The 17,189-nt window shown below is 65.8% G+C and carries 24 protein-coding genes; 20 read left to right on the plus strand and 4 right to left on the minus strand.

The features are described 5' to 3' along the window. Position 1: 1 nt before the first annotated feature. The 3 genes from ABWV53_RS03355 to ABWV53_RS03365 are packed head-to-tail and all read left to right on the plus strand — an operon-like array spanning position 2 to position 1,922. A complete protein-coding gene (locus tag ABWV53_RS03355; protein WP_353362952.1) occupies positions 2-805 on the plus strand; it encodes an ABC transporter permease in 804 nt (267 codons plus the stop codon). A 55-nt stretch (positions 806-860) separates the two neighbouring features. After that, positions 861-1,388: a phosphatidylglycerophosphatase A family protein gene (locus tag ABWV53_RS03360; protein WP_353362954.1), complete on the plus strand. Its 528-nt coding sequence runs from the start codon at positions 861-863 to the stop codon at positions 1,386-1,388. A gap of 57 nt (positions 1,389-1,445) precedes the next feature. Continuing rightward, on the plus strand, positions 1,446-1,922 hold the full coding sequence (locus ABWV53_RS03365; RefSeq protein WP_502903826.1) for a CinA family protein: 477 nt from the start codon (positions 1,446-1,448) through the stop codon (positions 1,920-1,922). A gap of 4 nt (positions 1,923-1,926) precedes the next feature. On the opposite strand, the gene proC is transcribed toward ABWV53_RS03365, so the two are convergent. The 4 genes from proC to ABWV53_RS03385 all read right to left on the minus strand — a co-directional run bounded on the left by proC (position 1,927) and on the right by ABWV53_RS03385 (position 6,715). After that, the gene (proC, locus tag ABWV53_RS03370) at positions 1,927-2,769 is read right to left on the minus strand and encodes a pyrroline-5-carboxylate reductase (protein ID WP_353362956.1); all 843 of its coding nucleotides are present in this window, start codon (positions 2,767-2,769) and stop codon (positions 1,927-1,929) included. Between the two features lie 69 nt (positions 2,770-2,838). Then, the gene (gene glpK, locus ABWV53_RS03375) at positions 2,839-4,332 is read right to left on the minus strand and encodes a glycerol kinase GlpK (RefSeq protein ID WP_353362958.1); all 1,494 of its coding nucleotides are present in this window, start codon (positions 4,330-4,332) and stop codon (positions 2,839-2,841) included. 172 nt (positions 4,333-4,504) lie between these two features. After that, entirely contained in the window at positions 4,505-5,278 is a 774-nt protein-coding gene (locus tag ABWV53_RS03380; RefSeq protein ID WP_353362960.1) for a DeoR/GlpR family DNA-binding transcription regulator, read from the minus strand. 174 nt (positions 5,279-5,452) lie between these two features. Then, positions 5,453-6,715, minus strand: coding sequence for a porin (locus ABWV53_RS03385; RefSeq protein ID WP_353362962.1), 1,263 nt, complete (start codon positions 6,713-6,715; stop codon positions 5,453-5,455). A gap of 326 nt (positions 6,716-7,041) precedes the next feature. On the opposite strand from ABWV53_RS03385, the gene ABWV53_RS03390 reads away from it, so the two are divergent. The 17 genes from ABWV53_RS03390 (at position 7,042) to ABWV53_RS03470 (ending at position 17,149) form a co-directional block, all read left to right on the plus strand. Continuing rightward, complete coding sequence (locus ABWV53_RS03390) at positions 7,042-8,634, plus strand: glycerol-3-phosphate dehydrogenase/oxidase (RefSeq protein WP_353362964.1); 1,593 nt, start codon at positions 7,042-7,044, stop codon at positions 8,632-8,634. 197 nt (positions 8,635-8,831) lie between these two features. After that, on the plus strand, positions 8,832-9,200 hold the full coding sequence (gene rplN, locus ABWV53_RS03395; RefSeq protein WP_056670966.1) for a 50S ribosomal protein L14: 369 nt from the start codon (positions 8,832-8,834) through the stop codon (positions 9,198-9,200). A 9-nt stretch (positions 9,201-9,209) separates the two neighbouring features. After that, on the plus strand, positions 9,210-9,530 hold the full coding sequence (rplX, locus tag ABWV53_RS03400; protein WP_353362967.1) for a 50S ribosomal protein L24: 321 nt from the start codon (positions 9,210-9,212) through the stop codon (positions 9,528-9,530). A 9-nt stretch (positions 9,531-9,539) separates the two neighbouring features. Continuing rightward, positions 9,540-10,079: a 50S ribosomal protein L5 gene (rplE, locus tag ABWV53_RS03405; protein WP_353362969.1), complete on the plus strand. Its 540-nt coding sequence runs from the start codon at positions 9,540-9,542 to the stop codon at positions 10,077-10,079. An 8-nt stretch (positions 10,080-10,087) separates the two neighbouring features. Continuing rightward, positions 10,088-10,393 (plus strand): 30S ribosomal protein S14, encoded by a 306-nt coding sequence (gene rpsN / locus ABWV53_RS03410; RefSeq protein ID WP_056670956.1) that lies wholly within the window; start codon positions 10,088-10,090, stop codon positions 10,391-10,393. Between the two features lie 20 nt (positions 10,394-10,413). Then, positions 10,414-10,809: a 30S ribosomal protein S8 gene (rpsH, locus tag ABWV53_RS03415; protein WP_056670953.1), complete on the plus strand. Its 396-nt coding sequence runs from the start codon at positions 10,414-10,416 to the stop codon at positions 10,807-10,809. A 24-nt stretch (positions 10,810-10,833) separates the two neighbouring features. Continuing rightward, positions 10,834-11,367, plus strand: coding sequence for a 50S ribosomal protein L6 (gene rplF / locus ABWV53_RS03420; RefSeq protein ID WP_353362972.1), 534 nt, complete (start codon positions 10,834-10,836; stop codon positions 11,365-11,367). Between the two features lie 11 nt (positions 11,368-11,378). Continuing rightward, positions 11,379-11,744, plus strand: coding sequence for a 50S ribosomal protein L18 (gene rplR, locus ABWV53_RS03425; RefSeq protein ID WP_056670948.1), 366 nt, complete (start codon positions 11,379-11,381; stop codon positions 11,742-11,744). A 17-nt stretch (positions 11,745-11,761) separates the two neighbouring features. Beyond that, positions 11,762-12,280: a 30S ribosomal protein S5 gene (gene rpsE / locus ABWV53_RS03430; protein WP_353362975.1), complete on the plus strand. Its 519-nt coding sequence runs from the start codon at positions 11,762-11,764 to the stop codon at positions 12,278-12,280. 12 nt (positions 12,281-12,292) lie between these two features. Continuing rightward, a complete protein-coding gene (gene rpmD / locus ABWV53_RS03435; RefSeq protein ID WP_007861725.1) occupies positions 12,293-12,475 on the plus strand; it encodes a 50S ribosomal protein L30 in 183 nt (60 codons plus the stop codon). A gap of 10 nt (positions 12,476-12,485) precedes the next feature. Further along, positions 12,486-12,917: a 50S ribosomal protein L15 gene (gene rplO / locus ABWV53_RS03440; RefSeq protein WP_353363093.1), complete on the plus strand. Its 432-nt coding sequence runs from the start codon at positions 12,486-12,488 to the stop codon at positions 12,915-12,917. Between the two features lie 23 nt (positions 12,918-12,940). After that, complete coding sequence (gene secY, locus ABWV53_RS03445; protein ID WP_353362978.1) at positions 12,941-14,260, plus strand: preprotein translocase subunit SecY; 1,320 nt, start codon at positions 12,941-12,943, stop codon at positions 14,258-14,260. Between the two features lie 144 nt (positions 14,261-14,404). Next, the gene (gene rpmJ / locus ABWV53_RS03450; protein WP_005793651.1) at positions 14,405-14,518 is read left to right on the plus strand and encodes a 50S ribosomal protein L36; all 114 of its coding nucleotides are present in this window, start codon (positions 14,405-14,407) and stop codon (positions 14,516-14,518) included. A 23-nt stretch (positions 14,519-14,541) separates the two neighbouring features. Further along, positions 14,542-14,907 carry a 30S ribosomal protein S13 gene (gene rpsM, locus ABWV53_RS03455; RefSeq protein WP_353362982.1) on the plus strand — a complete coding sequence of 122 codons (366 nt, stop codon included), beginning with the start codon at positions 14,542-14,544 and terminating at the stop codon, positions 14,905-14,907. 16 nt (positions 14,908-14,923) lie between these two features. Next, complete coding sequence (gene rpsK, locus ABWV53_RS03460) at positions 14,924-15,328, plus strand: 30S ribosomal protein S11 (RefSeq protein ID WP_011793799.1); 405 nt, start codon at positions 14,924-14,926, stop codon at positions 15,326-15,328. Between the two features lie 90 nt (positions 15,329-15,418). Next, positions 15,419-16,042 (plus strand): 30S ribosomal protein S4, encoded by a 624-nt coding sequence (gene rpsD / locus ABWV53_RS03465; RefSeq protein WP_056670930.1) that lies wholly within the window; start codon positions 15,419-15,421, stop codon positions 16,040-16,042. Positions 16,043-16,156: 114 nt separating this feature from the next. Next, complete coding sequence (locus ABWV53_RS03470; RefSeq protein WP_311222959.1) at positions 16,157-17,149, plus strand: DNA-directed RNA polymerase subunit alpha; 993 nt, start codon at positions 16,157-16,159, stop codon at positions 17,147-17,149. The last annotated feature ends 40 nt before the right edge of the window (positions 17,150-17,189 follow it).

Consider the following 17,189-nt stretch of genomic DNA (forward strand, 5'->3'; position numbering starts at 1 on the left):
CATGGGCTCCTTCGCGCTGTTCATCCGCCTGGCCGGCGCGTCGCTCTCCGGGCAGATGCGCTATCCCGGCTCGGCGCTGCTGCTGACGGTGGGGCAGTTCCTCGCCACAGGCATCGAGGTGGTCGCCGTGTGGGCGCTATTCAACCGCTTCGGCGCGGTGCAGGGCTGGGGCATCGGCGAGGTGGCGCTGTTCTACGGCCTGGTCAACGCCATGTTCGCCGTGGCCGACGGCCTGGGGCGCGGCTTCGACGTGCTGGGCACCGAGCTGCTGCGCACCGGCGCCTTCGACCGGCTGCTGCTGCGGCCGCGCCCGCTGGCGCTGCAGCTCATGGGGCAGGACGTGCGCCTGAGCCGGCTGGGCCGGCTGCTGCAGGCCGCGCTGGTGATCGCCTTCGCCACGGCGCAGGCCGGCATCGCGTGGACGCCCGCCACCATCGCGCTGGCGCTCTTCGCGCTGGCCGGCGGCGTGGCGCTGTTTTTGGGCATTCTGGTGCTGCAGGGCACGCTGGCCTTCTGGACGGTGGAGAGCCTGGAGATTGCCAACGTCTTCACCTATGGCGGCGTGGAGGCCGGCCAGTACCCGCTGGCCATCTACGCCCGCTGGTTCCGGCGGCTGCTGACCTTCGCCGTGCCGCTGGCGGCGGTGAGCTACTACCCGGCCCTGGCCATACTGCAGCGGCCCGACCCTCTGGGCGCGCCGGGCTGGGTCGGCTGGCTGTCGCCGCTGGCGGGCTTCGCCTTCCTGGCGCTGGCCTTCGCGGCGTGGGGCGCGGGGCTCAGGCGGCATGCCTCCACCGGAAGCTGACGGGCGCGCCCGGGCTACCATCGACCTTCATCCCCACCCCTCCTTCCCGCCATCCATGCCTTCCTCCGATTCCGCTCCCCGCATGGCGCCGCACGCGCTGCGCGGCTTCCTGCTGTCGCACCCCGCGCATTTCATCGCCCTGGGTTTCGGCAGCGGCCTGTCGCGCGTGGCGCCGGGCACGGTGGGCACGGCCTGGGGCTGGCTGGCCTATCTGGTGCTGCAGGCGTGGCTGCCGCCCCTGGCCATCGGCGTCGTCATCGCCGTGTCGCTGCTGGTGGGCTGGTGGGCCTGCACGGTGGCGGCGCGCCACATGGGCGTGGCCGACCCGGGCAGCATCGTGTGGGACGAGATCGTCGCCATCTGGCTCGTGCTCTGGCTGGCCATGCCCATGGGCTTCTGGGGGCAAATGGCGGCGTTCGCGCTCTTCCGCTATTTCGACGCCGCCAAGCCCGGCCCGGTGCGCTGGGCCGACGGCTGCTTCAAAGGCTTCGGCTGGCGCGGGGGCTTCGGCATCCTGTTCGACGACCTGGTGGCGGCGTTCTGCACGCTGCTGGTCATCGCGCTCTGGCGCTGGTTCTGGTGATGTTTGCTATTAAAAAGTGAGCTGAATGTGCAGGAATATCAAGCGCTGGAGGCTGATTTGACCCATGTTTCGGCCCGGCTGGCCGCCCGGGGCTGGATGCTGGCCACGGCCGAGAGCTGCACCGGCGGGCTGATCGCCGCCGCCTGCACCGACCTGGCCGGCTCCAGCGCCTGGTTCGAGCGCGGCTTCGTCACCTATTCCAACGACGCCAAGACCGAACTGCTGGGTGTGCCCGCCGACCTCATCGCCGCCCACGGCGCGGTGAGCGAGCCGGTGGCCCGCGCCATGGCCGAGGGGGCCGTGGACCGGTCGAGCGCTTCGGTGGCGGTGGCCGTCACCGGCGTGGCGGGGCCGGGCGGCGGCAGTGCCGACAAGCCGGTCGGCACGGTGTGGTTCGGCTGGTGCGTGGGCGGCGAAACCGTCACGCAGCGGTGCCGCTTCGACGGCGACCGCGCGGCGGTGCGGGCGCAGACCGTGGCGCATGCGGTGCGCCGGCTGGCGGAACTGCTGGACCGCCGAGAAGGTGTCGCCTGAAGGCTCAGGCGCCGAATTCGTCGCCCAGTTCCTTGGCGCGGTCCTTTGCGGCATGCAGCGCCTGCGCGAACTTCTGCGCCATGCCGCTTTGCTCCATCGAGGTGATGGCCGCATAGGTGGTGCCGCCCTTGGAGGTGACGCGCTGGCGCAGCACGGCGGGCGATTCGTCGGAACGGCGCGCCAGCTCGGCCGCGCCGGTGAAGGTGCCCACGGCCAGGCGGTGCGCCTGCTCGGCCGCGAGGCCCATCTCCACGCCGGCCTGCGTCATGGCTTCGAGGAAGAAGAACACATAGGCCGGGCCCGAGCCCGAGAGCGCGGTGACCGCGTCCAGCTGCGCCTCCTGCTCCACCCACAACAGGTCGCCGGTGCTTTCGAGCGTGCGCTCCACCAGCGCCCGGTCGGGCGGCGTGACGGCGGGGCGGGCGAAGAGGGCGGTCATGCCGCGCCCGATGAGCGCGGGTGTGTTGGGCATGGTGCGCACGATGCGCTCGGTGCCCAGCCAGGCGGCGATGCTGTCCGAGCGGATGCCGGCCGCCACGCTCAGGTGCACGGCACGGCTGGTGAAGGGGCGCACGGCGGCGGCGGCTTCCTTGAAGGTCTGCGGCTTGACGGCCCAGACCACCAGCTCGGCGCGCTCCAGCGCCGCGCCGGCCTGTTCCAGCGCGGTGATGCCGTGGTGCTGCAGCAGCGCGGCGCGGGCCTGGTCCCAAGGCTCCACCACGTCGATGCGGTCGGCCGGCACGCCCTGGCGGATCAGCCCGCCGATGATGGCGCTGGCCATGTTGCCGCCACCGATGAAGGCGATGGCGGGGTGGGTGGATGGGGCTGCGGAGCGGGAGTCGGTCATGGTGCGCTGCGGTGGGTTGGAGGAAGACGCCGGATGGTAGCGCCAGCCTTCGCCCCCCGGTCGGCCTCGTCAGTCCAGCGTGGCCTGGCGCACGGCGTGGTCCCAGCGCGCCATCAGTTCCTGCGCCCGCGCCTGGCCCAGCGTGGGGATGAAGCGCCGCTCGGCACGCCAGAGCGCCGACAGGTCGCCCGTGCCGCCATAGACGCCGCTGGACAGGCCCGCCAGGTAGGCCGCGCCCAGGGCGGTGGTTTCCACCACGGCCGGCCGCACCACCGGAATGCCCAGCAGGTCGGCCTGGAACTGCATCAACAGGTCGTTCACGCAGGCGCCGCCGTCCACGCGCAGCTCGCTCACCGGCGCGCCGCCGGCGGCCACGGCGTCGCGGCTCATGGCCTGCAGCAGTGCGGCGCTCTGGTAGGCGATGCTTTCCAGCGATGCGCGGGCGATGTGCGCCAGGGTGGTGCCGCGCGTCAGGCCCGTGATGGTGCCGCGCGCGTCGGGCTTCCAGTAGGGCGCGCCCAGGCCGGTGAAGGCGGGCACCATCATCACGCCGCCGGAGTCGGGCACGCTTTCGGCCAGCGACTGCACCTCGTTGCTCGACGCAATGGCGCGCAGCCCGTCGCGCAGCCACTGCACCACGGCGCCGCCCACGAACACGCTGCCTTCCATGGCGTATTCGGGCCGGTCGCCGGGCTGGGCGGCCGACGTGGTGATGAGCCCGTTGGCCGAGGCCTGGAAGCGATCGCCCGTGTGCATCAGCAAAAAGCAGCCGGTGCCGTAGGTGTTCTTGGCCATGCCGGCGGAGAAGCAGGCCTGGCCGAAGAGGGCGCTCTGCTGGTCGCCCGCCACGCCGCCCACGCGGATGGCATGGCCCAGCAGGTCGGGCGCCACGTCGCAGAAGTGGCTGGCCGAGGGCTGCACGGCGGGCATCAGCGCGCGCGGGATGCGCAGCAGGGCCAGCAGCTCGTCGTCCCACTGGTTGGTGTGGATGTTGAAGAGCATGGTGCGCGCGGCGTTGGTCACGTCGGTCGCATGCACCTGGCCATGGGTCAGCTGCCAGATCAGCCAGCTGTCCACCGTGCCGAAGGCCAGGTCGCCGCGCTCGGCCTGCTCGCGGGCGCCGGGCACGTGGTCCAGCAGCCATTGCAGCTTGGTGGCCGAGAAGTAGGCGTCCACGCGCAGGCCGGTCTTGCCGTGGATGGTGGCTTCATGCCCCTGCTCGCGCAGCTGCGCGCAGGCGGGCTCTGCCCGGCGGTCCTGCCAGACGATGGCGTGGTGCACGGGCTGGCCGGTGCGGCGGTTCCAGAGCACCGTGGTCTCGCGCTGGTTGGTGATGCCCAGGGCGTGCACTTCGCGGGCGTGGATGCCGGCGTCGGCCAGCGCCTGCCGGGCCGTGGCCAGCTGCGTGCGCCAGATCTCATGCGGGTCGTGCTCCACCCAGCCGGGCTGCGGGTAGATCTGCTGCAGCTCCTGCTGCGCCTGCGCCACGATGTGGCCGCGTTCGTCGAAGACGATGCTGCGGGAGCTGGAGGTGCCTTGGTCGAGTGCGAGAAGGTAGGTCATGGTGAGAGAAGGTGTTGGATTTGCGTTGTACTGCTGGCATGGGGCGCCGCGCTGGATACACGCGCGGCGCAATGCCAGCAACCGCCGCGCAAGGGCCGCCCCGCCGCGCTGGCGGTGTCCCCCTTCCCGCCGGGCGCAGCCCGGCGAGAGAAGGGGGAAGGCGCGCAGCGCCTCAGGGGGATGTACATGCAATCATGCAGTCCACGCCGGCGTCGCGCAGCAGCGCAGGGAAGGGCTCGGGCGGTGGCGCGTCGGTGAACAGGCGATGGATCTGCGACAGCGTGGCGGCCTGCACCATGGCGGCGCGGCTGAACTTGCTGTGGTCGGCGGCCAGCCACACCTCGCGGGCCTGGGCGATGATGGTCTGCGCGACCTTCACCTCGCGGTAGTCGAAGTCGCGCAGCGTGCCGTCCGCCTCGATGCCGGAGATGCCGATGAGCGCGATGTCCACCTTGAACTGGCGGATGAAGTCCACCGCCGCCTCGCCCACGATGCCCCGGTCGCGCGAGCGCACCACGCCGCCGGCCACGATGACCTCGAAGTCGGGATTGCCGCTCAGGATGGCGGCCACGTTCAGGTGGTTGGTGATGACGCGCAGCCCCCGGTGCTGCAGCAGCGCCCGGGCGATGGCCTCGGTGGTGGTGCCGATGTTGAGGATCAGCGAGCAGTCGTTGGGCACCTGGCTGGCCACGGCGCGGGCGATGCGGGCCTTGCCGTCGGCATGCAGCGTCTCGCGCTGGGTGTGGGCGATGTTCTCGACGGTGGACACCGGCATGCGCACGCCGCCGTGGAAGCGCCGCACCAGGCCCAGCTCGGCCAGCCGCTGCACGTCGCGCCGCACGGTCTGCAGCGCCACGCCGAGCGTCTCGGCCAGGTCCTCGACCGTGGCGGACTGGCGCGTGCGCACTTCATCGAGCAGGCGCAACTGGCGGGGGTTGGTGTTCACGGGGTCGGGGTCCTTCAGGGCGGTGCGGGTTCACGGCGGCCTGTCGCCGCAACGTTCCGACTCTAAAGCGAAAAGAAACGAACCGGGCACGGTAACCCTGTGACCTCCGGCGGGCAAAAAAAATCCCCCTTGCGGGGGAGGGGGTTGGCCGTGTGGCCCGGGCGCCAAGCCGGGTCAGAAGCGGTGGCGGATCGACAGCGCGAGGCTGTTGACGTCCTTGCCCGGCGCCGCGGCCACGCCGCCGATGTAGCCGTTGCCGCCCAGCGCGTCCTGCGAGGTGTTCTTGTTCTCCAGGTGCGTCAGCACGGCGTTCAGGTCGGTGCGCTTGGACAGCGCATAGGTATAGGCCGCGCCGTAGGAGTAACGGTCGGCGTTGAACGGCCGGCGGTCGTTCATGTTGTTGTAGGCCACCGCCACGGTGTGCGCGCCGCTGGTGATGCGGTAGCCCACCTGGAAGAGCCGCGCGTCCTGCCGGAAGCCCTGGATGAACGCGTTCTGTACCAGCCCGGCGACGGGGGCAGTGGCCGGGTTGGCCGACAGGGCCGCGCCGATGCTGGACAGGTCGGTGGGGTGGTCGTCCTTGATGGTGGCGTACTGGCCCGACAGAGTGCCGGGGCCGACATCCACGGTCGCGCCGACGATGGCGTTGGTCAGCGACTTCTGACCCAGCTCGTTGTTGCGGGTGTTGTAGCCGCCGCCGAACGAGTAGCCGTTGCCTTTGTACATGGCCATCAGGCCCCACAGGCGGCGCGCGCTCGGGCGGCCGGCGACTTCGCCGGCGGCGTACATCGCGGTGGCCGTGATGCCGTCCTTCTGCAGGCCGTACTGCAGCGAGTTGCTGACGCGGATGTCGAACGAGGCGGGAATCGCCACCAGCTGGCCCAGGGACAGGCTGGACTCGGTCTTCATCACGTCGAAGCTGGCGGTGGCCAGGTATCCGGGCGTGTACTGGCGGCCCACGGTGAAGGCGCCGAAGGGCGTCACCAGGCCGGTGAAGATCTGCCGGTCGAAGAAGTTGTTGCCCAGGTTCACGCCCACCGACGAGCCGATCTGCGCCGCCACGGCCGACACGGCGGGCTGCAGGGCCGCGGGCAGGCCCAGCGACGTCGCCGTGCTCAGGCGGTCGGGCAGCCGGCCCTGCGAGGGCGGACGGTTGCTGAGCGTGCCGTTGTCGGCCTCGATCCGCGCTTCCATCGTGAAGATGGCGCGGTAGCCGCCACCCAGGTCTTCATTGCCCTTGAAGCCCAGGCGCGAACCTTCCATGTTGCCGCTCGTCAGGCTGGTGAGGCTGCCGCCGGGCAGGCCGGTCACGTGGGCCACGCCCAGGTCCATCAGGCCGTACATCGTGACACTGCTGCCGCCCATGGCCGTCTGGGCCATGGCAAGGGTCGACAGACTGCCGAGGGCGGCGAGGGACAGCGTGCGCATTTTCTTCATAACGGGTCTTTCAAGGGAGGTTCGCGGCAATGCCGGTCCGGTCCGGCTCGGTCCGGAATCAGGCGGCGCCAGAAGGCTTTCGGATCGGTCGTGAGCCTAAGCGGGTTGTTTCTGAAGGTAAAGCGCGGGGGAGGGGAGGTGTCGTTTTCGGGTCTCGGTACTAACCCTGGGGCGTCGGCGGAAGGGCCTACTTTTGCGCAAGCCACCGCGGCAGTGGTGGCCGTGCGCAGAAAAACGAGCAAAAAGGAATCAAAAAGATCACAATCGAACTTATTCAAAGCCAGGCCTACCGCCCGGTGCCTGCCTGCACTTTTCGAAAGCACGCCATGACGACCGTATCTGCCGCCCCACAGCCCACCCTCCGCGCCGATCTGCTTGCCCGCCTTGCCGAGCCGGTGACCTACGACCTTGCGGTGATCGGTGGCGGGGCGACGGGGCTGGGCGTGGCACTGGACGCGGCGGCGCGCGGCTATCGCGTGGTGCTGGTCGAATCGCACGACTTTGCCAAGGGCACCTCGTCGCGCGCGACCAAGCTGGTGCATGGCGGCGTGCGCTACCTGGCCCAGGGCAACATCGCCCTGGTGCGCGAAGCGCTGCATGAACGCACGACGCTGCTGCACAACGCCCCCCATCTGGCGCAGCCGCTGGCCTTCGTCATGCCTTCCTACAAGTTGTGGGAAACGCCGTTCTACGGCGTGGGACTGAAGATGTACGACGCCCTCGCCGGCAAGGCCGGCCTGGGCTCCACCCAGTTCCTGGGCCGCACGGAAGCCTTGCGTTGCCTGCCCACCGCCCGGCCCGACGGCCTGAAGGGCGGCGTGAAATATTGGGACGGGCAGTTCGACGATGCCCGCCTGGCGCTGGCGCTGGCGCGCACCTCCGCTCTCCAGGGCGCGCTGCTGGTCAACTACTGCCCGGCCCGCGAACTGATCCACGAGGGCGGCAAGGTCGCTGGCCTGGTCTGCGAGGACTCGGAAACGGGCCGGCGCTTCGAGATTCGCGCCCGTTGCGTGGTCAACGCCACCGGGGTCTGGGTGGACGGCCTGCGCCAGCAGGACGGCGAGGCCACCGGCCACCCGGTGCGGGCCATGGTGGCGCCCAGCCAGGGCGTGCACGTGGTGGTGGACCGCGAGTTCCTGCCGTCCGACCACGCCCTGATGGTGCCCAAGACGGCGGACGGCCGTGTGCTGTTCGCGGTGCCGTGGCTGGGCAAGCTCATCCTGGGCACGACCGACAGCCCCCGGCAGGACCTGGCGCGCGAGCCGCTGGCGCTGCGCGAAGAGGTGGCTTTCATCCTGGAAGAGTCGGCGCGCTACCTGCGCCGTGCGCCGACGGCGGCGGACGTGCGCAGCATCTGGGTCGGCCTGCGCCCCCTGGTCAAGCCGCAGGACGACGACGGCAACACCAAGGCCATCAGTCGGGAGCACACCGTGGCGGTGGGCCGCAGCGGGTTGGTCACGGTGACGGGCGGCAAATGGACGACCTACCGCGCCATGGCCGAGGACGTGCTGCAGAAATGCATCGGCGAGGGCTTGCTGGCTGGCGGCACCCGGTCCAGGACGAGCGACCTGCCGGTGGTGGGCGCTCCCGCAGCCGGCGTGCAGCATCGCCTGTGCGACCCCCAGGGGCTGCATTCCTATGGCACCGAGGCGGCCGCGGTCGCAGCGTTGCCGGGGGCGGGCGTGGAGCTGGCGCCGGGGTTGACCGAGGCCATGGTCCGCTTCGCCATCCGCCACGAGTACGCCCGCACCGTGGAAGACGTGCTGGCGCGCCGCTGCCGTCTGCTGTTCCTCGACGCGCGCCTGGCCGCGAAGGTGGCGCCCGCCGTCGCCGCGCTGCTGCGCGAGGAACTGGGCGCCGACCCGCAGCTGGAGGCCTTCTTGGCGCTGGCGCAACAGTACGCCACCGTTCCCGCCTGACGGGGCGCTTGACTCGGCTGCCGAATTCTTCGACAATCGAGGGCTTCGCGTTAATTAGCGTGAAGTTTCTGCCCAGACGGAAGTGCTGCAAATGGTTTGCGGCATGGACGACGGGCCCAAGACTGACTGGCTGATTTCAGCCCTTGAGAGGTTCTCTGGGGCTGTCGCTTTTGCTGGTGCAAGTTGGGAATATTGAAATGATCCAGACAGAAACTCGGTTAGACGTCGCCGATAACACCGGCGCGAAGTCCGTCCTGTGCATCAAGGTGCTGGGTGGCTCGAAGCGTCGCTACGCTAGCGTGGGCGACATCATCAAGGTGAGCGTCAAGGAAGCCGCTCCCCGTGGCCGCGTCAAGAAGGGCGAGGTCTACAGCGCGGTTGTGGTGCGCACGGCGAAGGGCATTCGCCGCGGCGACGGCTCGCTCGTCAAATTCGATGGCAACGCTGCAGTGTTGCTGAATGCAAAGCTGGAGCCCATCGGCACCCGCATCTTCGGGCCCGTGACGCGTGAACTGCGTACCGAGAAGTTCATGAAGATCGTGTCCCTGGCTCCTGAAGTTCTCTAAGGACTCGCGATGAACAAGATTCGCAAGGGCGATGAAGTGATCGTGCTCACCGGGCGCGACAAGGGCAAGCGCGGCACTGTGACGCTGCGCCACGATGACTCGCATGTGGTCATCGACGGCATCAACACGGTCAAGAAGCACGTCAAGCCGAACCCCATGAAGGGTTCGACCGGCGGCATCGTGGAAAAGTCCATGCCGATCCACCAATCGAACGTGGCCATCTTCAATGCGGCCACCGGCAAGGCCGATCGCGTTGGTATCAAGGTGCAGGCGGATGGTTCGCGCGTTCGCGTGTTCAAGTCCAGCGGCGCTGAAATCAAGGCGGCGTAAGGAGTCAACATGGCACGACTGCAACAACAATACCGCGACAAGATCGTTCCCGAGCTGACCAAGCAGTTCGGCTACACGTCGACGATGGAAGTTCCTCGCCTGACGAAGATCACCCTGAACATGGGTGTGAGCGAAGCCGTCTCCGACAAGAAGGTCATGGACAACGCCGTGGCCGACCTGACCAAGATCGCCGGCCAGAAGCCCGTGGTCACCAAGGCCAAGAAGGCCATCGCCGGTTTCAAGATCCGCGAAGGCCAGGCCATCGGCTGCATGGTCACGCTGCGTGGCGTTCAGATGTACGAATTCCTGGACCGTTTCGTGACCGTGGCCCTGCCCCGCGTCCGTGACTTCCGTGGTATTTCCGGCCGCGCCTTCGATGGCCGTGGCAACTACAACATCGGCGTCAAAGAGCAGATCATCTTCCCTGAGATCGAGTACGACAAGGTCGACGCCTTGCGCGGTCTCAACATCAGCATCACCACGACGGCCAAGACCGACGAAGAAGCCAAGGCGCTTCTCGCTGGCTTCCGTTTCCCGTTCAAGAACTGAGGCGGCGTATGGCTAAAGTAGCTTTGATCCAGCGCGAACTGAAGCGCGAAAAACTGGCCGCCAAGTACGCTGCCAAGTACACGGAGCTGAAGGCTATCGCTGGCGATGCCAAGCGTAGCGACGAAGAGCGTGATGCAGCCCGCCTGGGCCTGCAGAAGCTCCCACGCAATGCGAACCCCACGCGTCAGCGCAACCGTTGCGAAATCACCGGCCGTCCACGTGGCACGTTCCGCCAGTTCGGTCTGGCTCGCGCGAAGATCCGTGAACTGGCTTTTGCCGGCGACATCCCTGGTGTCACCAAGGCCAGCTGGTAAGCAGGCAGGAGAGATACAACATGAGCATGAGTGATCCCATCGCTGACTTGCTGACCCGCATCCGTAACGCGCAGATGGTCTCCAAGGCCACCGTGCTGGTGCCTTCTTCCAAGGTGAAGATTGCCATCGCACAAGTGCTGAAGGACGAAGGTTATATCGACGGCTTCGAAGTGAAGACCGAAGGCAACAAGTCCGAACTTGAAATCGCACTGAAGTACTACGCCGGTCGTCCGGTGATCGAGCGCATCGAGCGCGTGAGCCGTCCTGGCCTGCGCGTGTACAAGGGTCGCGACTCCATCCCGCAGGTCATGAACGGCCTGGGCGTTGCCATCGTCACGACCCCGCAAGGCGTGATGACTGATCGCAAGGCGCGCGCTGTCGGTGTCGGCGGCGAAGTGCTTTGCTACGTCGCTTAACCGTGGCATCGAGGAGAAACTGAAATGTCCCGCGTAGGAAAAATGCCGGTGACCATCCCCGCTGGCGTGGATGTGTCCATCAATGGCGACCAGATCAACGTGAAGGGCTCGGGCGGCACGCTGTCCCTGACCCAGAACGCCTTGGTCAAGGTCACCAACAACGACGGCAAGCTCGCTTTCGAGCCTGCCAATGAATCGCGTGAAGCCAACGCCATGAGCGGCACCATCCGTCAGCTGGTGAACAACATGGTGGTGGGCGTGAGCAAGGGCTTCGAGAAGAAGCTGAGCCTGATCGGCGTGGGTTACAAGGCGGCGGCTTCCGGCGCCAAGCTGAACCTGAACGTCGGCTACTCGCACCCCGTGAACTTCGAGATGCCTGCTGGCATCACCGTCGTTACCCCCACCCCGACCGAAATCGTGGTGAAGGGTGCCGACCGCCAGCGCGTCGGCCAATTGGCTGCTGAGATCCGTGCCGTTCGTCCTCCCGAGCCCTACAAGGGCAAGGGCATCCGCTATGCGGACGAAAAAGTCACGATCAAAGAGACCAAGAAGAAATAAGGAGCTGCAACATGTTGACCAAGAAAGAGCAGCGTCTTCGTCGTGCCCGCCAGACCCGCATCCGCATTGCCCAGCAAGGCATCGCGCGTCTGACCGTGAACCGTACGAACCTCCACATCTACGCCACTGTGATCTCCGGCGACGGCACCAAGGTGCTGGCCAGCGCTTCCACGGCCGAAGCCGACGTGCGCAAGGAACTGGGCGGCTCGGGCAAGGGTGGCAATGCCGCCGCGGCCCAGGCCATCGGCAAGCGCATCGCTGAAAAGGCGAAGGCCGCCGGCGTCGAGAAGGTTGCATTCGATCGTGCAGGCTTTGCCTACCACGGCCGCGTCAAGGCTCTGGCCGACGCCGCTCGTGAAGCCGGCCTGCAGTTCTAAGCGGAGCGATACACAAAATGGCTAAATTTCAACCCAAAGTGCAGACCGAAGGCCAAGACGACGGAATGCGCGAGAAGATGATCGCGGTCAACCGCGTGACCAAAGTCGTGAAGGGCGGCCGTATCCTCGGCTTCGCTGCACTGACGGTGGTCGGCGACGGTGACGGCCGCGTGGGCATGGGCAAGGGCAAGTCGAAGGAAGTGCCGGCAGCCGTGCAAAAGGCGATGGAAGAGTGCCGTCGCAACCTGGTGAAGGTCTCGCTCAAGAGCGGCTCCATCCACCACTCGGTGAAGGGCCATCACGGCGCTGCATCGGTGGAACTGCACCCAGCTCCCAAGGGTACCGGCATCATCGCTGGCGGCCCGATGCGCGCTGTGTTCGAAGTGGTGGGCATCACCGACATCGTGGCCAAGAGCCATGGTTCGTCGAACCCCTACAACATGGTCCGTGCGACCTTTGACGCGCTCATCAAGTCGACCACTCCTGCGGACGTGGCGGCCAAGCGCGGCAAAACGGTCGAAGACATCTTCGCCTGATAGGAAGCTGGAATGACTACCCAACAAACCGTCAAGATTCAACTGGTGCGCAGCCCCATCGGCACCAAGGAATCGCACCGTGCCACCGTGCGCGGCCTGGGCCTGCGCAAGCTGAACAGCGTCAGCGAACTGCAGGACAGCCCCGAAGTGCGCGGCATGATTAACAAGATCAGCTATCTGGTCAAGGTCCTCTGAGAGGTTGATGATGGAACTCAATAGCATCAAGCCCGCAGCTGGAGCCAAGCACGCCAAGCGCCGCGTCGGCCGTGGCATCGGCTCCGGTCTGGGCAAGACCGCCGGTCGTGGTCACAAGGGTCAGAAGTCGCGTTCGGGCGGCTACCACAAGGTGGGCTTCGAAGGCGGTCAAATGCCTCTGCAGCGCCGTCTGCCTAAGCGGGGTTTCAAGTCGCACCTGCTGAAGTTCAATGCAGAAGTGACGCTGGCCGCCCTGGAACAGCTCGGCCTGGCCGAAGTCGACCTGCTGGCGCTCAAGAGCGCCGGTCTGGTGGGCCAACGCGCCAAGGTCGTGAAGGTGATCAACACCGGTTCCCTGACGAAGGCTGTGAAGCTGACGGGCATCGGCGCGACCGCCGCTGCCAAGACGGCGATCGAAGCCTCCGGCGGCAGCCTGGCCTGATTCGGTTCTGAAGGAAGGCACCCGTGGCTACGAACGCAGCTCAAATTGCGAAAACCGGTAAGTTCGGCGACCTGCGTCGCCGGCTGGTTTTTCTGCTGCTGGCGTTGGTCGTGTATCGCATTGGCGCGCACATCCCAGTGCCCGGCATCGATCCGGCGCAGCTGCAGCAGCTTTTCAGTGGCCAGCAAGGCGGCATCCTGAATCTGTTCAACATGTTCTCGGGTGGGGCGCTCTCGCGCTTCACGGTCTTCGCTCTGGGGATCATGCCGTACATCTCGGCATCGATCATCATGCAGCTGATGACCTACGTCATTCCGACGTTCGAGCAGTTGAAGAAGGAAGGCGAGTCGGGCCGCAGGAAGATCACGCAGTACACCCGCTACGGCACGCTGGGCCTGGCGATCTTCCAGTCGCTCGGCATCGCCGTGGCGCTGGAAAGCTCGGCCGGCCTGGTGCTCTCTCCAGGTTTCGGCTTCCGCATGACGGCGATGGTGAGCCTGACGGCCGGCACCATGTTCCTCATGTGGCTGGGCGAGCAGATCACCGAACGCGGCCTGGGAAACGGCATCTCGATCCTGATCTTTGCGGGCATCGCCGCTGGCTTGCCCAGCTCGATCGGTGGCCTGCTGGAGTTGGTGCGTACCGGTGCGATGAGCATCCTGGCTGCCATCTTCATCGTGATCGTGGTCGGTCTGGTGACGTACTTCGTGGTGTTCGTGGAGCGTGGACAGCGCAAGATCCTCGTGAACTATGCGCGGCGCCAGGTCGGCAACAAGGTCTACGGCGGTCAGTCGTCGCACCTGCCCCTGAAGCTGAACATGGCTGGCGTGATTCCGCCGATCTTCGCGTCGTCGATCATCCTGCTGCCCGCAACGGTGGTGAACTGGTTCAGCGCGGGCGAGTCGATGCGCTGGCTGCGCGACATCTCGAGCGCCCTGACCCCCGGTCAGCCGGTGTACGTGATGTTCTACGCCGCGGCCATCGTGTTCTTCTGCTTCTTCTACACGGCCCTCGTGTTCAACAGCCGCGAGACCGCCGACAACCTGAAGAAGAGTGGCGCGTTCATCCCCGGGATCCGTCCTGGCGAACAGACCGCCCGCTACATCGACAAGATTCTGGTTCGCCTCACGTTGGCGGGCGCCGTGTACATCACGTTCGTCTGCCTGCTGCCGGAGTTCCTGATCCTGAAATACAACGTTCCGTTCTATTTCGGTGGCACGTCGCTCCTGATCATTGTGGTGGTGACCATGGACTTCATGGCCCAGGTCCAGAACTACATGATGTCGCAGCAGTACGAATCGCTCCTCAAAAAGGCGAACTTCAAAGCGACGCCCGGAACGTGAGTCTGGGGTGTTTCAGAGAACTGCGCTATAGTCGCGGGTTCGCCTGAGCAAGTTACGGTTATTGATGCCTTCGATCATCGCGGGCGCAAAATTTTTGTGTTCCGCGCTGTGGCCGGGACGAATGGCAAGTTTTAGGAGAATGAAATGAGAGTTTCGGCTTCGGTCAAGAAAATCTGCCGCAACTGCAAGATCATCCGCCGCAAGGGTGTGGTGCGCGTGATCTGCACGGATCTGCGTCACAAGCAGCGCCAAGGTTGACTGGAAAGTATTAGAGGACGCACATGGCACGTATCGCTGGCATCAACATTCCGCCGCATCAGCATGCTGAAATCGGCTTGACCGCCATCTTTGGCATCGGTCGCACCCGTGCTCGCAAGATCTGCGAAGCATGCGACATCGCTTACTCCAAGAAGATCAAGGATCTGACGGACAGCGACCTGGAAAAAATTCGCGATCAGATCGCTCAGTTCACGATCGAAGGCGACCTGCGTCGCGAAACGACGATGAACATCAAGCGCCTGATGGACATCGGCTGCTATCGCGGCTTCCGCCATCGTCGCGGCCTGCCGATGCGCGGCCAGCGCACGCGTACCAACGCCCGCACCCGCAAGGGTCCGCGCAAGGGCGCAGCGGCACTCAAGAAGTAAAGACTGAGAGATCACTATGGCCAAGTCTCCTGCCAATAACGCTGCACAGCGTGTTCGCAAAAAGGTTCGCAAGAACGTGTCGGACGGCATCGCCCACGTGCATGCTTCGTTCAACAACACCATCATCACAATCACCGATCGCCAGGGCAACGCACTGTCCTGGGCTTCCTCCGGTGGCCAAGGCTTCAAGGGCTCGCGCAAGTCGACGCCTTTCGCAGCCCAGGTGGCATCGGAAGTCGCCGGTCGCGCTGCGATCGAACAGGGCATCAAGAACCTCGACGTCGAGATCAAGGGCCCCGGTCCTGGCCGCGAATCGTCGGTTCGCGCCCTGGGCGCGCTGGGCATCCGCATCACGTCCATCTCCGACGTGACCCCGGTTCCCCACAACGGCTGCCGCCCTCAGAAGCGCCGTCGTATCTAAGTCTTTTCTCTGAAGCCCACCGCCACCGCAGGCCTGGCGCCGCGGTGGCTCCCGCAATGCTGTTGCGGAAGATGACACAAGGAAGCTCAAGTGGCACGTTACCTCGGCCCCAAGGCCAAACTCTCCCGTCGTGAAGGCACCGACCTGTTCCTGAAGAGCGCGCGCCGCTCCATCGCGGACAAGTCGAAGTTCGACTCCAAGCCAGGCCAGCACGGCCGCACCTCAGGTCAGCGTACCTCCGACTACGGTCTGCAACTGCGCGAAAAGCAGAAGGTCAAGCGCATGTATGGCGTGCTGGAAAAGCAATTCCGCCGCTACTTCGAAGCCGCCGACCGCCGCAAGGGCAACACCGGCGCCAACCTGCTGTCGCTGCTGGAATCGCGCCTGGACAACGTCGTGTACCGCATGGGCTTCGGCTCCACGCGCGCCGAAGCACGCCAGCTGGTGTCGCACAAGGCGATCACCGTGAACGGCCAGTCGGTCAACATCGCGTCGTACCTGGTCAAGACCGGCGACGTCGTGGCCGTGCGCGAAAAGTCCAAGAAGCAGAACCGCATCGTCGAAGCCCTGCAGCTGGCACAGCAAGTCGGCCTGCCCGCCTGGGTGGAAGTCAATGCCGACAAGGCAGAAGGCGTCTTCAAGAAGGTGCCGGATCGTGATGAATTCGGCGCCGACATCAACGAATCGCTGATCGTCGAGTTGTACTCGCGTTAATCCGCACTGATCTCCGATTTCGAGAAATCCGTTCCTGAACCGCGAGGCATCGCGGTTTAGGCGCTTCACAGCCTTACCGGTGTAACGAGCTGGGGGTATTGAGAGGAAGTTTGCATGCAAACCAATTTGCTGAAGCCCAAAGCAATCAATGTCGAGCAGCTTGGCCACAACCGTGCCAAGGTCGCACTGGAGCCGTTCGAACGGGGCTACGGCCACACGTTGGGTAACGCCATCCGCCGTGTGCTGCTGTCGTCCATGGTGGGTTACGCAGCAACTGAAGTCACGATTGCAGGGGTCCTGCATGAGTACTCGTCGATCGACGGCGTTCAAGAAGACGTGGTCAACATCCTTCTGAACCTCAAGGGCGTGGTGTTCAAGCTCCACAACCGTGACGAAGTGACCCTGAGCCTGCGCAAGGACGGCGAAGGCGTCGTGACCGCACGCGACATCCAGACGCCGCACGACGTCGAGATCGTCAATCCGGACCACGTGATCGCTCACCTGTCCGCCGGCGGCAAGCTCGACATGCAGATCAAGGTCGAAAAGGGCCGTGGCTACGTGCCCGGCAACCTGCGCCGCTATGCCGATGAATCGACCAAGTCGATCGGCCGCATCGTGCTGGACGCTTCGTTCTCGCCGGTCAAGCGCGTGAGCTACACGGTCGAAAGCGCCCGTGTGGAACAGCGTACCGACCTGGACAAGCTGGTGGTCGAGATCGAAACCAACGGCGCCATCACCGCGGAAGATGCGGTGCGTGCCTCGGCCAAGATCCTCGTCGAGCAACTGGCGGTGTTCGCACAGCTGGAAGGCGGCGAACTGGCGGCCTTCGATGCGCCGGCCGGCCCACGCGGCAATGCCACGTTCGATCCGATCCTGCTGCGTCCGGTGGACGAGCTGGAACTGACCGTGCGCTCGGCCAACTGCCTGAAGGCCGAGAACATCTACTACATCGGCGACCTGATCCAACGTACCGAGAACGAACTGCTCAAGACCCCCAACCTGGGTCGCAAGTCGCTCAACGAGATCAAGGAAGTCCTGGCTTCGCGCGGCTTGACGCTGGGCATGAAGCTGGAAAACTGGCCGCCAGCCGGCCTGGACAAGCGTTAAGTTATAATTTTTGGCTCTTTCAAGAAAAGAGCAGTGCACC

It is taken from the genome of Acidovorax sp. FG27, from assembly GCF_040365715.1.
GTDB lineage: Bacteria > Pseudomonadota > Gammaproteobacteria > Burkholderiales > Burkholderiaceae_C > Paracidovorax.

What these genes read in the sequence shown, in the direction of transcription:
- rpsK (WP_011793799.1), top strand. Translation starts at nt 14,924, where the DNA reads ATGGCCAAGTCTCCTGCCAATAACGCTGCACAGCGTGTTCGCAAAAAG.
- rplN (WP_056670966.1), top strand. Translation starts at nt 8,832, where the DNA reads ATGATCCAGACAGAAACTCGGTTAGACGTCGCCGATAACACCGGCGCG.
- rplF (WP_353362972.1), top strand. Translation starts at nt 10,834, where the DNA reads ATGTCCCGCGTAGGAAAAATGCCGGTGACCATCCCCGCTGGCGTGGAT.
- rplX (WP_353362967.1), top strand. Translation starts at nt 9,210, where the DNA reads ATGAACAAGATTCGCAAGGGCGATGAAGTGATCGTGCTCACCGGGCGC.
- ABWV53_RS03390 (WP_353362964.1), top strand. Translation starts at nt 7,042, where the DNA reads ATGACGACCGTATCTGCCGCCCCACAGCCCACCCTCCGCGCCGATCTG.
- ABWV53_RS03355 (WP_353362952.1), top strand. Translation starts at nt 2, where the DNA reads ATGGGCTCCTTCGCGCTGTTCATCCGCCTGGCCGGCGCGTCGCTCTCC.
- glpK (WP_353362958.1), bottom strand. Translation starts at nt 4,332, where the DNA reads ATGACCTACCTTCTCGCACTCGACCAAGGCACCTCCAGCTCCCGCAGC.
- ABWV53_RS03360 (WP_353362954.1), top strand. Translation starts at nt 861, where the DNA reads ATGCCTTCCTCCGATTCCGCTCCCCGCATGGCGCCGCACGCGCTGCGC.
- rplO (WP_353363093.1), top strand. Translation starts at nt 12,486, where the DNA reads ATGGAACTCAATAGCATCAAGCCCGCAGCTGGAGCCAAGCACGCCAAG.
- ABWV53_RS03470 (WP_311222959.1), top strand. Translation starts at nt 16,157, where the DNA reads ATGCAAACCAATTTGCTGAAGCCCAAAGCAATCAATGTCGAGCAGCTT.
- rplE (WP_353362969.1), top strand. Translation starts at nt 9,540, where the DNA reads ATGGCACGACTGCAACAACAATACCGCGACAAGATCGTTCCCGAGCTG.
- rplR (WP_056670948.1), top strand. Translation starts at nt 11,379, where the DNA reads ATGTTGACCAAGAAAGAGCAGCGTCTTCGTCGTGCCCGCCAGACCCGC.
- rpsM (WP_353362982.1), top strand. Translation starts at nt 14,542, where the DNA reads ATGGCACGTATCGCTGGCATCAACATTCCGCCGCATCAGCATGCTGAA.
- rpsN (WP_056670956.1), top strand. Translation starts at nt 10,088, where the DNA reads ATGGCTAAAGTAGCTTTGATCCAGCGCGAACTGAAGCGCGAAAAACTG.
- rpsH (WP_056670953.1), top strand. Translation starts at nt 10,414, where the DNA reads ATGAGCATGAGTGATCCCATCGCTGACTTGCTGACCCGCATCCGTAAC.
- ABWV53_RS03385 (WP_353362962.1), bottom strand. Translation starts at nt 6,715, where the DNA reads ATGAAGAAAATGCGCACGCTGTCCCTCGCCGCCCTCGGCAGTCTGTCG.
- rpsE (WP_353362975.1), top strand. Translation starts at nt 11,762, where the DNA reads ATGGCTAAATTTCAACCCAAAGTGCAGACCGAAGGCCAAGACGACGGA.
- rpmJ (WP_005793651.1), top strand. Translation starts at nt 14,405, where the DNA reads ATGAGAGTTTCGGCTTCGGTCAAGAAAATCTGCCGCAACTGCAAGATC.
- proC (WP_353362956.1), bottom strand. Translation starts at nt 2,769, where the DNA reads ATGACCGACTCCCGCTCCGCAGCCCCATCCACCCACCCCGCCATCGCC.
- rpmD (WP_007861725.1), top strand. Translation starts at nt 12,293, where the DNA reads ATGACTACCCAACAAACCGTCAAGATTCAACTGGTGCGCAGCCCCATC.